Here is a 12,548-nt window from a genome sequence, read left to right on the forward strand (position 1 = left end):
CCCGTGGCGGGTCCGGCGGCGGTCCCGGTGCGGGAGTTCGTCGTCGAGGCCGACGGCGGGTCGCGGGGCAACCCGGGGCCCGCGGGCTACGGAGCCGTGGTCCTGGACGCGGCCACGGGACAGACCCTGGCCGAGGCCGCCGAGTACCTCGGGGTCGCCACGAACAACGTGGCCGAGTACCGGGGTCTGCTGGCAGGTCTGCGCGCGGCGAAGGAGCTGGACCCGGACGCGACCGTCCACGTCCGGATGGACTCCAAGCTCGTCGTCGAGCAGATGTCGGGCCGCTGGAAGATCAAGCACCCCGGCATGAAGCCGCTGGCGGCCGAGGCGGCGCGCGTCTTCCCGCCGGGGCGCGTGACGTACGAGTGGATCCCCCGCGCGAGCAACAAGCACGCCGACCGACTGGCCAACGAGGCGATGGACGCGGGGGCCCGCGGCGAGCAGTGGTCCGCGTCCACGTCGACGGCGGAACTGGACGCGGGCGGCGCCCGGGCCGCCGAGTCCGCCGACGGCCCCGCCGTGGGCGAACGCCTCACTCAGGCGGCCCGGACTCAGGCGGCCCGGCCGGACACGGAGACCACGGAGACCACCGCTGCCCCTCGCCCCGCTGCCTCCGCCACCGCGGCCGACGCCGACGTGCGGGCCGCGAAGACCGTGGCCTCACCCGGTTGGGGACCCCCCGACATGGGCGCCCCCGCCACCTTCGTCCTGCTCCGGCACGGCGAGACCCCGCTCACCCCGCAGAAGCGGTTCTCCGGAAGCGGCGGCAGCGACCCGTCCCTGTCCTCCGTCGGCCGGGAGCAGGCCGAGAGGGTCGCCGCGAGCCTCGCCCGGCGCGGCACGATCCAGGCGGTCGTCGCCTCGCCCCTGGCCCGCACCCGCGAGACCGCAGAGATCGTCGCCGCCCGCCTCGGCCTCGCGGTGACGATCGACGAGGGCCTGCGGGAGACCGACTTCGGCGCCTGGGAGGGGCTCACCTTCGGCGAGGTGCGCGAGCGGTATCCCGACGACATGGACGCCTGGCTGTCCTCCCCGGACGCCGAACCGACCGGCGGCGGCGAGAGCTTCGCGGCGACCGGCGCCCGGGTCGCCGCCACCCGCGACCGGCTGGCCGCGGCGTACGCGGGCCGCACGGTGCTGCTGGTCTCCCACGTGACGCCGATCAAGACGTTCGTACGGCTCGCCCTGGGCGCCCCGCCCGAGTCGCTGTTCCGCATGGAACTGTCGGCGGCCTCGCTGTCGGCGGTGGCGTACTACGCGGACGGCGGCGCGAGCGTCCGCCTGTTCAACGACACGTCCCACCTGCGCTGAGCGAGGCGGCCGCACGGGCCAGCGCCTCGACGCGCCCCCAGTCCCGGCCGGCCACCGCGTCCTTGGGCAGCATCCAGCTGCCCCCGACGCAGCCGACGTTGGGCAGCGCGAGGTAATCCGGCGCGGAGGCCGGCCCGATGCCGCCCGTCGGGCAGAAGCGGGCCTGCGGCAGCGGGGCGGCGAGCGCCTTGAGGTAGGCGGTGCCGCCCGCGGCCTCGGCCGGGAAGAACTTCATCTCCCGCACCCCGCGCTCCAGCAGCGCCACCACCTCCGACGTGGTCGACACCCCCGGCAGGAACGGCACCCCGGACGCCCGCATCGCCGCCAGCAGTCCGTCCGTCCACCCCGGGCTGACCAGGAACCGCGCCCCGGCCGCCACGACCTCCCCGACCTGCTCCGGCGTGATGACCGTGCCCGCCCCGACCACCGCGCCCGGCACCTCGGCGGCGATCGCGCGGATCGCGTCCAGCGCGACGGGAGTCCGCAGCGTCACCTCGATCGCGGGCAGCCCGCCCGCGACGAGTGCCCGGGCGAGCGGGACCGCGTCGGCGAGGTCGTCGACGACCACGACGGGCACGACGGGCGCGAGATCCAGCACCGACGGCACCGGGGCATGGGGGGAGGAGGGCAGCGGTGAACTCATGACCTCATCGTGCCGCCGGGAAGCACTCTGCGCAATCAGCGTTGCGGCATACGCAACGCACGTCCGACGGCCGGCTCAGTGGATCTCCGCCACCAGCACGTCCAGCGACCACGGCTTCCCCGCCTTAGCCGGCGCCTGCGCCTCCACCTCGTACCCCAGGTCCCGCAGCGCCTCCACCAGCTCCGCGGGCCCCTCGGGCGTGCTCGCGGACGCCAGCAGACTCCGTACGATCCGCCCCTTGGTCGCCTTGTTGAAGTGGCTGACCACCTTCCGGGTCGGTGCGTGCAGCACCCGCACGGTCGCCGTCCGCCCGGCGACCTCCCCCTGCGGCTTCCAGGCCGTCGCGTACGCCGACGAGCGCAGGTCCAGCACCAGCCCGTCCCCGGCCGCCTCGGGCAGCACCTCGGCCATCGGCGCCCGCCAGTACGCGCCCAGCGCCCCGAGCCCGGGAAGCCTCACGCCCATCGAGCACCGGTAGGAGGGAATCCGGTCGGTCACCCGCACCGCGCCCCACAGCCCGGAGAACACCAGCAGCGAACGGGCGGCCCGCTTCCTGGCGGCCGGGTCCAGCGAGGCCAGGTCCAGGGCGTCGTACAGCACGCCGGTGTAGACCTCCCCGGCCGGACGCGCCCCCGCCGTCCGCAGCTCCGTGTTCTTGGCGACCTCGCCGCGCAGCCCCTCGCTCAGTCCGAGCACCTCGCGCGCCTTCTCCTCGTCACCGGCGCACAGCTCGACCAGTTCGCCGAGGACGGTCTCCCGGGCCGGGGCCAGCCCCGGAAGGGACAGCGACTCCGGCTTCAGCGGGGCGCCGCGACCGGACGCGGCCTTCCCCTCCGACGGGGGCAGCAGGACAAGCACACGCACTCCTTCACTACGAGCTCCTGGGCACCGAGGCTCCTGGTCAGGGTACGGCGTACCCCTCCCGTGCCTGGTCGACGGCCCGTACGAGGTCCCCGGCGTCGTCGGCGTGGCAGCGCACGACCCGGACCTCGCGCCGCCGGCCCAGGAAGGTGACGTAGGGGACGGGCTCGGCGAGTTCGACGGTGACGGAGGTCTGCGCACCCACGGCGAGATCGAGCTCACCCTCCGTCCGCTCGTGCGTGGTCCGCAGCTCGCGCCGCACGGAGGCGATCCGCCCCAGCGGTATCCGCACGTCGACGTGCACGGCCTGGCGCACGCGCAGCGTGCCGGCGTCCGGGTCCAGGACGTGCGGGCGGACCACGGACGCGGCGTGCAGCCCGACGACGAAGACGATGGTGTACACGTCCAGGACCAGCACCACGAGGTGCACGGTGGGCCAGTCGCGCAGCAGCACGGACATCATCACCGTCTCGATCACGCACACGAACGCCAGCCCGAGCGTCATCGCGCCCTGCCCCCGGGCGTACCCGAAGACGGACCTGCCGGCCGACGCCCCGTCGGTCCGCCGGGCCGCCCACAGCCACAGACTGGCCAGCATCCGCAGCTCGTGCCGGACGAGGGCGTACGGGACCCTCATGACCGCCGTCCCCTCGACGCGATCTCCATGGCCTGCCGGATCGCCTCCGCCTGGCCGGGCGCGAAGTCGGCGTACATGGCACCCAGGAAGCCGTGGCCGGAGTCCAGCGTGACGTCCTCCTCGGGCAGCAGCTCCGCGGGCAGGCAGTCGGCGAGCACCTGGGCCGCCTCCGCCACGCGCGGGTCGTCGACGCCGGCGTCCGCCAGCTCGTCGAGCAGCGCGTAGGCGTGGTGGGCCCGCGCCATCGCCTCCGGCGAGCCCAGGGCACCGCGCAGCGCGGCCAGCAGCCCCTCCCGGTCCTCCGGCGCCACGGTGCTCTCCAGCAGCGCCAGCATCTCGCGGTCCCGTACGGCCATGGGGGAACCGGAAACGTCCCCCATACCGGCGAAGAGCTCGGCCAGCTCCGCCGAGACCGGCCCCTCGGGCGGCAGCGCGCCCCCCGTCCCCAGCAGCGCCCGCAACCGCGCCCGGCGGTCCCGGATCGCCGCCTCCTGCCGCGCCAGATCCGCGTCCAGCTCCTCGAGCACCTCGGCCAGATCCTTCCCCGCCTCGTCCGCGAGCACGTCCCGCACCTCCGCCAGCCCGAGCCCCAGCTCGGTCAGCCGGCGGATCCGGGCGAGCACGACGACGTGCCTCAGGGTGTACGTCCGATATCCGTTGGCCAGCCGCTCCGGCTCGGGCAACAGGCCCTGGTGGTGGTAGTGCCGCACGGTCCGCGTGGTGACGCCGACGGTGTCGGCGAGTTCTCCGATTCGCATGACTCCAGTGAAGACGTTGACGTTGCGGCAGGGTCAAGCGTGGCGGGTCCGGCGGTGCGCGCCGCCCTCGCGGGCCTGGGCGTCGTCCGCACGGCGACCGCCTTCGTCACCTTCCTGGACGAGTCCCTGACACCCGGCGTCATCGCCGCCTTCGCCCTGATCCTCACGGGCTCGGTCCCGGCGACGGCGGCCGCGGGCCCGAGCCGGCGCGCACGCCCGGTACCATGGTCGGTACGGCAGACGAGCCGGGCGGGCGGCCGCGTGGAGTCCCTCACGGGACTTCCCGAGGAACGTCCGGGCTCCACAGGGCAGGGTGATGGCTAACGGCCACCCGGGGTGACCCGCGGGACAGTGCCACAGAAAGCAGACCGCCCGGCGCTTCGGCGCCGGGTAAGGGTGAAACGGTGGTGTAAGAGACCACCAGTGCCCAGGGCGACCTGGGCAGCTAGGTAAACCCCACCCGGAGCAAGGTCAAAAGGAGACACCCCGGTGTCTCTGCGCGGACGTTCGAGGGCTGCCCGCCCGAGTCCGCGGGTAGACCGCACGAGGCCGGCGGCAACGCCGGTCCTAGATGGATGGCCGTCGCCGGCGGGCCCGCGAGGACCCGCCGGAACAGAACCCGGCGTACAGCCCGACTCGTCTGCCGCCACCTGCGGCCTCGCCTCGGAAAGGGCCTCTGGGCCGGTGCGTCGTGATCACCGAAGAGCCCGGGCGTGCCCGGGCTCCGTGCCCGTCACCCTCGCCTCGCTCCTGATGCGGGCGTGACGTTCGAAGACGATTTCCGGACCGACGGCGTGCCCTCGGGGTCGGTGTACACGCAGGTACCGAAGTCGCTCCACCCCGGCTGGAGTTCGTCCCACTGGCCATGGCTGTAGTAGCCGGTGTCGGTCCCGCTCAGGGTTATGCCGCCGTCCTTCTGGCGGCCGATGTACCGCTGGTAGCCGCCGTCTCCGGCAGACTGGAACACGTGCAGCTCGGCGCGCCCGTCCTGGTTCTCGTCGGTCGCACGCACCGCGGCGACGAAGAACGGGACCTGAACGCGGATGGCGCCGCTCCGGCTGCCGCTCAGGTCCCGGGCGAGCGGTCCGTAGCGCACCTCGTGCACGAGCAGGTTCGAGCGGGGACTGTCCCCGGTGTCCTCCTGGCTGTGGAACAACGCCAGATCGAGATAGCCGTCGCCGTCGAAGTCGCCGAACGTGCCCCGGGTCTCCAGGTCCGGCGTCAGCAGGCCTCGGACCTTCTGCCACACGCCGAGGGCCTCGTCGACACCGACCTCGACGCGGTCGTCGGCCCGGCTGAAGAGGACGGAGGCCTCTCCCGAGCGGTGGGGGTCGTGTATCTCGTCCAGGCGCCCGTCCGCGTCCACGTCGGCGGTCAGGCCGGTGTTGCCGGTGTCGGTGCACACCACCGTCGGTGCGTGATCACCGGGCTCGGGTCCGGAACCGGCGAAGAGCGCTGTGGCGACCGCGCCCAGAGCGGCTCCCGCGCTGATGACGAGCCGCCTTCGCCCGCGTGTGTACGGCCGTCTCGGCAGTGGGGCGAACACGCTGCCGGCACCGACCTGTTGAGGACCCACGGGTTCCGCCATGGCGGGAGCCTAGTGTCCTGCGCCAGTAGTTGATCGTCAGTGGTCGCGTGACCCTGAGCGGAACAGGACCCGGCGTACAGCCCGACTCGTCTGCCGCTCCCCGCTCCCCGCTCCCGGCGGTCCGCTGTCACGGAAACTTCACGATCAGCCGCATTCCCACACCCCGACGGCCCGGTCATCACGAGGGCCGAGGCGTGAACAGCGGTCGCCGTACGTATAGTTGGCTGGAATTCGACAGCTCGTGCGGACGAGGAGGCCGGTGTACCTCATACGGCCGACGGGATGTGACGTCGCGTCAGTGCGGTCCCTGCCCGCATTCCCGTCCCCGGCCGGGCCTGCCCGGCGTCATCCCGGGTACCACAGCGGGACGCGCGAGCGATGAGTTCACGACGAACTCGGATTGCTGACGGACTATTCAACAAGCGAGGCCTTCTCGCACACCAGGGTGATTAGCATGAGCCGTACGTGGTCGGAAGATCGCCTTCCTGTTGGCTGATCTCCTTCCCGGCCCGCGGCTGCGCTGTGCCGCCGCCCTGATTCCCCTGCTCTCACGGACCGAGGGACCGCTCCATGCCAGTGCCTGCTTCGCCCAGCCAGCATCCACCGGTGGGCGTGCCGCGCACCTCGTTCGCCGCACGGTCGGCCGTGCTGGTGACGAGCGCCGCCGCCGGCGGCGCGGCGGTCGCCATGGCACCGTCCGACGCCTCCACGTGGGCCCTGGCCGTGGTGGTGGCCGGTTGGGTGTGCGTGGCCGTCACCGTCCTCGTCGACCACCGGCTCGTCCACCGGGCCCGCGGCACAGCCGCCGAGCGGGAGTCGGAGAACAGCCGGCTCAAGGCGGAAGCGGCCCGGCTGTCGGCCGAGATATCGCACCTGGCCGGTGCGACGCTGCCCGCCGTGGCCCAGCGGCTGCGGGAGGGCGCGAGCGCGGCCGACGTGCTGGGCAGCGTGCCGCCGCCGTCCGACCCGCAACTGCAGCGGCTCACGCACACCTTCGCCGCCACCGTCGAGGAGGACGTGCGGCGGACGACCGCCCTGGACGGCGAATACCGCAGGATGCGGAACGAAGTGGAGCAGGCGGCGGTCGAGTACGAGCGCTTCGTGGGCGAGACGCTGCCCGCCGCGGTCGCCCGGCTGCGCGACGGCCGGTCCGCCGACACCGTGCTCGCCGAAACCGACCTGCCCCAGCTGCCGGCGTTGCGTACCCCGGCCGAATCGTTCATCCGCGAACTCGCCCACAGTGAGCGGCGCGCCGCCGCGGCACAGGCCGCCTCCGCCAAGGCACTCAGCCGCGTCCAGGCCAAGGCCGTGCGGATGCTCGCCGACCTGCGGGAGATGCAGGAGCGGCACGGCGAAGAGGTCTTCGGCGACCTGCTGAAGCTGGACCACAGCACCTCCCAGCTGGGCCTGATGACCGACCGGCTGGCGCTGCTCATGGGCGGCAGGTCCAGCCGCGCCTGGAACAAGCCGATCGTGATGGAGAGCATCCTGCGCGGTGCCGTCGGCCGCATCGCCGCCTACCAGCGGGTGCGCCTGCACTGCTCCACCCGCGCCGCGGTCTCCGGCTTCGCCGCCGAGGGCGTGATGCACCTGCTCGCCGAGCTGATGGACAACGCCGCGAACTTCTCCCCGCCCATCGACGAGGTGCACGTCTACGTCGAGGACCGCAGCGCCGGCATCGTCGTCACCATCGAGGACAGCGGCCTGAAGATGGCCGACGCGGCGATGCGGCGCGCCGAGGAGGCCGTGAGCGGCCGCGTCACCGACCTCGCGTCGCTGCAGGGCACCCGGCTCGGCCTGGCCGTGGTGGGACGGCTCGCGGCGAAGTACGGCATCAGCGTCAACTACCGCCCCTCCTCACGCGGCGGCACCGGCGTCGTCGTCCTGCTGCCCCTGGATCTGCTCGCCCAGCAGCGCGACCTGGTCCCGCACGAGACGGCCCCCCGGCCCGACGCGTCGTCCGCCCCCGCCGCGCTCGCGCCCGCCCCGGCCCCGCTGCCCGACGGCATCGCCCGCCCCGCGGCCGCGGCGCTGCCCCCGGCCACCGAGCACTCCGCCGCACGGCTCGAACTGCCCGCCACCGTCCGTCCGCCGGCCGCGGCCCTGCCCCCGGTCACCGAGCGCACCGCACGGCCCGAACCGGCCGACCACGGACGGCACCGGCGGCCCGACGGCACCACGCCGAACGGTCTGCCGGTCCGGGCCCCCGGCCGCACCATGGCCGAGGCGGAGCGCGAACGCGAACAGCGTCAGTCGGCGTCCGGACAGGCCGGTGACGCACCGTCGACGCGGCGCCCGGCACGCGACGCGGGTACGCGGTTCGGCGCCTTCCACCGTGCCCGGCAGCAGTCCTCGGACGGCACCACCGGACCGGGTGCCGGGTCGCAGCCGCCCCCGGCTCCGTAGTCCCACCCCTTCCCGTGCGGCGTCAGTCCCCACTTCCCGTACGGCGTCCGGGGCGACGGCGCCCCGTCCCGCCCGAGCTCGTGAGATAGGAGGAACGGGCCGGTGACCGGTCAGCCGGACACCACCGTCCCATCACCCATCATGCAGACCACCGACAACAGCCTCAGCTGGCTCCTGCACAATCTCCTGGAACAGACCCCCGGCGCACGTCACGCCCTGGTCCTGTCCCGGGACGGCCTGAAGCTCTGCTGGAGCGAGCACCTGACGCTCGACCAGGCCGACCAGTTGTCGGCGATCTGCTCCGGCATCCAGGCTCTCGCCCAAGGGGCCTCCGTGGAGTTCGGCGACGGCACCGGCGGCGTCCGGCAGTCGATGACCGAGTTCCACGGCGGCCTGCTGTTCATCGTGGAGGCCGGCGAGGGGGCGCACCTCGCCGTCGTCGCCAGGGAGGACGCCGATCCCGGAGTGATCGGCCACCAGATGACGGAGCTGGTCGAGCAGCTCGGTGAACACCTGCGGGCCGAGCCGCGGGACCAGGCCAGGGGGAGCGGCACGTCGTGATGCGCAAACCCGTCGACACGGGTGATCCGGACCGGCTCTACACCGTCACCGGTGGGCGGAGCCGCGCCGACGAGTCCTTCGACCTGGTCACCCTCATCGTCAGCGAGAGCGGGCCGGTGTCGGGGATGCAGTCGGAGCACGCCCGGATCCTGGAGCTGTGCCGGCACCCCATCGCCGTCGTCGAGATCGCCGCGGAGCTCGGGTTGCCGGTCATGGTGGTGCGGATCCTGCTCGGCGACCTGCTGGACACGGGCCGCATCACCGCCCGCCATCCGCGCGCGGCGCAGTCCGTCGCCTCCCTGCCTGATTCCGCCCTACTCCAAGAGGTGCTCCATGGGCTCCGCAACCTCTGAGCCGCCCTCCCACCGCACACCGCTGAACGACACCGCGGAGACCGGTCTGAAGATCGTCGTCGTGGGCGGTTTCGGCGTCGGCAAGACGACGCTGGTCCGCTCCGTGAGCGAGATCCGGCCACTGAACACCGAAGAGGTGATGACCCAGGCCGGCGTGGGCGTCGACGAGACCAGCGCGGTGACGGCGAAGACCACCACGACGGTCGCGTTCGACTTCGGGCGGATCAGTCTCAACGACCGCATGGTGCTGTACTTGTTCGGAGCGCCCGGCCAGGAGCGCTTCTGGTTCCTGTGGGACAGGCTGTTCTCGGGAACACTGGGCGCCGTGGTCCTCGTGGACACGCGCCGGATGGACGACTCCTGGTACGCGATCGACAGGCTGGAGCACCACCGCACACCCTTCGTGGTGGCCGTGAACCGGTTCGACGAGGACGCCGACCGGTACTCCCTGGACGAGATCCGCCAGGCGCTCGCCCTGCCCGCCCACGTGCCGATGGTCGACTGCGACGCACGGGTCCGGCACTCCGGCAAGGACGTGCTGATCACCCTCGTGAACCACCTCCACGACATGGCCATCGCCGAGGAGGCGACACTGTGACCGACCCTGGCGGCCCCTACGCGCACCCGGCGCCCGCGGGGTGCCCCGCGCACTCCGGCGCGGTGCGCCTGACGGGGCTCGAGTACCAGCAGACGCCGTCGCAGCTCTACCGCGCGCTGCGCCGGGACCACGGCCCCGTCGCACCCGTGCTGCTCGACGGCGACATCCCGGCCTGGCTGGTGCTGGGCTACTCCGAGCTCACGTACGTGACCAGCCATGACGAACTGTTCGCGCGGGACTCGCGGCGCTGGCACCAGTGGGAGAACATCCCGCCGGACTGGCCGCTGCTGCCCTTCGTCGGGTACCAGCCGTCGGTGCTGTTCGCCGAGGGCGAGGAGCACCGGCGGCGGGCCGGGGTGATCACCGAGGCGCTGGAGGAGGTCGACCAGTTCGAGCTGTCCCACGACTGCCTGCTCATCGCCGACGACCTCATCGCCCGGTTCGCCGGCAGCGGCCAGGCGGAGCTGATGGCCGAGTACGCGCACGCCCTGCCGATGCGCACCGTGGTGCAGCTGTGCGGGATGCCGACCTCGGGCGAGGACACCCGCCGGCTCGTCGACGACCTGCGGATCTCCCTGGACGCGGGGGAGGGCGACGACCCGGTGGCGGCGTACGGGCGCGTGGCGGAGCGGCTGCGGCAGCTGGTGGAGGACAAGCGGGCCGCCCCCGGCCCGGACATCACCTCGCGCATGCTGACGCACCCGGCCGGTCTGACGGACGAGGAGATCGTCCAGGACCTGATCTCCGTGATCGCGGCGGCGCAGCAGCCGACGGCGAACTGGATCTGCAACACGCTGCGCCTGTTGCTGACGGACGAGCGGTTCGCCGTGAACGTGTCGGGCGGCCGGCTCAGCGTGGGGGAGGCGCTCAACGAGGTGCTGTGGCTGGACACGCCGACGCAGAACTTCATCGGGCGGTGGGCCGTACGGGACGTCCAGCTGGGCGGCCGGCAGATCCGGGCCGGCGACTGCCTGGTGCTGGGGCTGGCCGCGGCCAACACCGACCCGCAGATCTGGCCGGAGGGGCACGTGGGCGCGGAGAACGCCGCGCACCTGTCGTTCAGCAACGGCGAGCACCGCTGCCCGTACCCGGCTCCGCTGCTGGCGGACGTGATGGCGCGGACGGCGGTCGAGACGCTCCTGGAGCGGCTGCCGGACCTGGTGCTGTCGGTGGCTCCGGAGGAACTGACCTGGCGGCCGTCGATCTGGATGCGTGGGCTGTCGGCGCTTCCGGTGCGGTTCACACCGGTGGTGCAGTAAGGCGGGTTCCCGGTCCCTGACCGCGGGCCTGCGGGTTCCCGGTCACATGGCCGCGGGCCTGCGGGTTCCCGGTCACATGGCCGTGGGTCGTCGCGGGTTCCCGGGTCCACGGCCATGGGCCCATATCTCGACGCCTGCCGGCAGACGCGGACGGACCGGCAGGCGCGGTCGGACCGGCAGGCGCGGACCGGCCGGTACGGAGGTCAGCCGCTCACGGGGGTGAACCGCACCGGGAGGCTCTGCGGTCCACGGGTGAACACGCCCTGCTCGGCCGGCTCGAAGCCGTCGGCGAGGCGCACGTCCGGCATGGCGTCGAGGAGCTGGTCGACGCCGATCTCCACCTCGGCCTTGGCGAGCAGCGCGCCGACGCAGAAGTGCCGGCCGAGCGCGAACGCGAGATGGTCGGCGGCGGCGGAGAAGGCGGTCGTGGTGGTGAGGTCGTCGCGGAAGATGTCGAAGCGGTCGGGATCGCGGTAGCGGCTCTCGTCGCGGTTGGCGGCGCCTATCAGGCAGGTGACGGTGGCGCCCGCGGGTACCGTGCCGCCGCTCAGCGTCACCTCCGTCGCCGACTGCCGCATGATCATGTGAACGGGCGGGGTGAACCGCAGCGTCTCGGCGAAGGCGCGCGGGATCAGCGAGCGGTCCGCGCGGACGGCGGCGAGCTGGTCGGGGTGGAGCAGCAGGTTCGCGAAGATGCCGGCGATGGCCTTGTCGGTGGTCTCGCCGCCCGCGGCGAGCAGCAGGCTGCAGAACGCCTTGACGTCCTCGTCGCTCATCCGCACCCCGTCGACCTCGGCGGCGCACAGCGCGGACAGCAGGTCGTCGCCCGGGTTGTCACGGCGGTCCCGGATGATCGGCAGCATGTACTCGGCGAACTCCACCCGGGTCCGCTCGCCGGCCGCCGTCACCTCGGGGTCGCCCGAGAGGTTCCCGAGGAAGGCGATGACGGCCGTGTACCAGTGGTGGAAGCGCGTGTGGTCGGCCTTGTCCAGGCCCAGCATGTCGGCGATGACGTTGACCGGGAAGCGGGTGGCGTAGTCGGTGACGAGGTCGGCGGAGCCGGTGTGCCGGAAGGCGTCGATCAGCTCGCGGGAGTTGCGCTCGATGACGGGCAGGAACGTCTGCTCCAGTTCGCTGCCGCGGAAGGCGGGGGCGACGAGGGCCCGGCGCACGGCGTGCTCCCGCCCGCTGAGCTGGAGGATCGTCTTGCCGTGCACGGGTTCGAGCTGCCAGGCGTAGTTGTCGGTGGTGAACTCGCCGGCCTTGTCCTTGAAGACGCGTTCGACGTCTTCGTAGCGCGACACGATGTAACTCCGCGTCGCCTCGTGCCAGATGAGGGGCGCGGTGTCCCGCATCACCCGGTAGGCGGGATAGGGGTCGGCGGCGAACTCGGGCGAGAGGATGTCGGGCACCTGCTGGGCGGTGGACATGGGACTCGGCTCCCTGGGGATCGTGACATCGCTTACCGGGCAAGGCTATTGATCATTGCTCAGGTACGACAGGGTGGTGAGGCCGCGATGATCCGCGGAGGGCGCGACGGCAAGCGTGCCGACGGCGATCAGCCGCTTGTCCG

At 72.9% G+C, this 12,548-nt stretch carries 12 protein-coding genes and 1 other RNA gene; 7 read left to right on the forward strand and 6 right to left on the reverse strand.

Features of this window, described 5'->3' with window-relative positions:
- The first annotated feature begins 27 nt into the window (after window positions 1-27).
- Window positions 28-1,311: a bifunctional RNase H/acid phosphatase gene (locus tag ACP4J0_RS25780; protein WP_426601180.1), complete on the forward strand. Its 1,284-nt coding sequence runs from the start codon at window positions 28-30 to the stop codon at window positions 1,309-1,311.
- On the opposite strand, the gene eda is transcribed toward ACP4J0_RS25780, so the two are convergent.
- From eda to ACP4J0_RS25800, 4 genes are all read right to left on the reverse strand, one after another.
- A complete protein-coding gene (gene eda / locus ACP4J0_RS25785) occupies window positions 1,286-1,954 on the reverse strand; it encodes a bifunctional 4-hydroxy-2-oxoglutarate aldolase/2-dehydro-3-deoxy-phosphogluconate aldolase (RefSeq protein ID WP_426601113.1) in 669 nt (222 codons plus the stop codon). The two genes, ACP4J0_RS25780 and eda, sit on opposite strands and share 26 nt — an antisense overlap.
- A gap of 75 nt (window positions 1,955-2,029) precedes the next feature.
- Window positions 2,030-2,812, reverse strand: a complete 783-nt coding sequence (yaaA, locus tag ACP4J0_RS25790) for a peroxide stress protein YaaA (RefSeq protein WP_426601114.1) — start codon at window positions 2,810-2,812, stop codon at window positions 2,030-2,032.
- 43 nt (window positions 2,813-2,855) lie between these two features.
- Window positions 2,856-3,452, reverse strand: a complete 597-nt coding sequence (locus ACP4J0_RS25795) for a hypothetical protein (RefSeq protein ID WP_426601115.1) — start codon at window positions 3,450-3,452, stop codon at window positions 2,856-2,858.
- A complete protein-coding gene (locus ACP4J0_RS25800; protein ID WP_426601116.1) occupies window positions 3,449-4,210 on the reverse strand; it encodes a MerR family transcriptional regulator in 762 nt (253 codons plus the stop codon). Before ACP4J0_RS25800 ends, ACP4J0_RS25795 begins: the two co-directional genes overlap by 4 nt.
- 241 nt (window positions 4,211-4,451) lie before the next feature.
- Between ACP4J0_RS25800 and rnpB the strand changes: the two genes are divergently transcribed.
- Window positions 4,452-4,853: RNase P RNA component class A (gene rnpB / locus ACP4J0_RS25805), an RNA gene on the forward strand.
- Window positions 4,854-4,943: 90 nt separating this feature from the next.
- On the opposite strand, the gene ACP4J0_RS25810 is transcribed toward rnpB, so the two are convergent.
- Window positions 4,944-5,798, reverse strand: a complete 855-nt coding sequence (locus ACP4J0_RS25810; RefSeq protein WP_426601117.1) for a hypothetical protein — start codon at window positions 5,796-5,798, stop codon at window positions 4,944-4,946.
- 570 nt (window positions 5,799-6,368) lie between these two features.
- Here ACP4J0_RS25810 and ACP4J0_RS25815 point away from each other — a divergent pair.
- From ACP4J0_RS25815 to ACP4J0_RS25835, 5 genes are all read left to right on the forward strand, one after another.
- Entirely contained in the window at window positions 6,369-8,204 is a 1,836-nt protein-coding gene (locus tag ACP4J0_RS25815) for a sensor histidine kinase (protein ID WP_426601118.1), read from the forward strand.
- Window positions 8,205-8,345: 141 nt separating this feature from the next.
- Window positions 8,346-8,765, forward strand: coding sequence for a roadblock/LC7 domain-containing protein (locus ACP4J0_RS25820; protein ID WP_426601181.1), 420 nt, complete (start codon window positions 8,346-8,348; stop codon window positions 8,763-8,765).
- Window positions 8,762-9,118 (forward strand): DUF742 domain-containing protein, encoded by a 357-nt coding sequence (locus tag ACP4J0_RS25825; protein WP_426601119.1) that lies wholly within the window; start codon window positions 8,762-8,764, stop codon window positions 9,116-9,118. The genes ACP4J0_RS25820 and ACP4J0_RS25825 overlap by 4 nt, the downstream gene beginning before the upstream one ends.
- Complete coding sequence (locus ACP4J0_RS25830; RefSeq protein WP_426601120.1) at window positions 9,099-9,716, forward strand: GTP-binding protein; 618 nt, start codon at window positions 9,099-9,101, stop codon at window positions 9,714-9,716. Before ACP4J0_RS25825 ends, ACP4J0_RS25830 begins: the two co-directional genes overlap by 20 nt.
- Window positions 9,713-10,975: a cytochrome P450 gene (locus ACP4J0_RS25835; protein WP_426601121.1), complete on the forward strand. Its 1,263-nt coding sequence runs from the start codon at window positions 9,713-9,715 to the stop codon at window positions 10,973-10,975. The genes ACP4J0_RS25830 and ACP4J0_RS25835 overlap by 4 nt, the downstream gene beginning before the upstream one ends.
- 203 nt (window positions 10,976-11,178) lie before the next feature.
- On the opposite strand, the gene ACP4J0_RS25840 is transcribed toward ACP4J0_RS25835, so the two are convergent.
- On the reverse strand, window positions 11,179-12,405 hold the full coding sequence (locus tag ACP4J0_RS25840) for a cytochrome P450 (RefSeq protein ID WP_426601122.1): 1,227 nt from the start codon (window positions 12,403-12,405) through the stop codon (window positions 11,179-11,181).
- Window positions 12,406-12,548: the final 143 nt, after the last annotated feature.

This window comes from Streptomyces sp. WG7, assembly GCF_049975785.1.
In the GTDB taxonomy this organism is placed as follows: Bacteria; Actinomycetota; Actinomycetes; order Streptomycetales; family Streptomycetaceae; genus Streptomyces.

What these genes read in the sequence shown, in the direction of transcription:
- eda (WP_426601113.1), bottom strand. Translation starts at nt 1,954, where the DNA reads ATGAGTTCACCGCTGCCCTCCTCCCCCCATGCCCCGGTGCCGTCGGTG.
- ACP4J0_RS25795 (WP_426601115.1), bottom strand. Translation starts at nt 3,452, where the DNA reads ATGAGGGTCCCGTACGCCCTCGTCCGGCACGAGCTGCGGATGCTGGCC.
- ACP4J0_RS25800 (WP_426601116.1), bottom strand. Translation starts at nt 4,210, where the DNA reads ATGCGAATCGGAGAACTCGCCGACACCGTCGGCGTCACCACGCGGACC.
- ACP4J0_RS25810 (WP_426601117.1), bottom strand. Translation starts at nt 5,798, where the DNA reads ATGGCGGAACCCGTGGGTCCTCAACAGGTCGGTGCCGGCAGCGTGTTC.
- ACP4J0_RS25815 (WP_426601118.1), top strand. Translation starts at nt 6,369, where the DNA reads ATGCCAGTGCCTGCTTCGCCCAGCCAGCATCCACCGGTGGGCGTGCCG.
- ACP4J0_RS25820 (WP_426601181.1), top strand. Translation starts at nt 8,346, where the DNA reads ATGCAGACCACCGACAACAGCCTCAGCTGGCTCCTGCACAATCTCCTG.
- ACP4J0_RS25830 (WP_426601120.1), top strand. Translation starts at nt 9,099, where the DNA reads ATGGGCTCCGCAACCTCTGAGCCGCCCTCCCACCGCACACCGCTGAAC.
- ACP4J0_RS25840 (WP_426601122.1), bottom strand. Translation starts at nt 12,405, where the DNA reads ATGTCCACCGCCCAGCAGGTGCCCGACATCCTCTCGCCCGAGTTCGCC.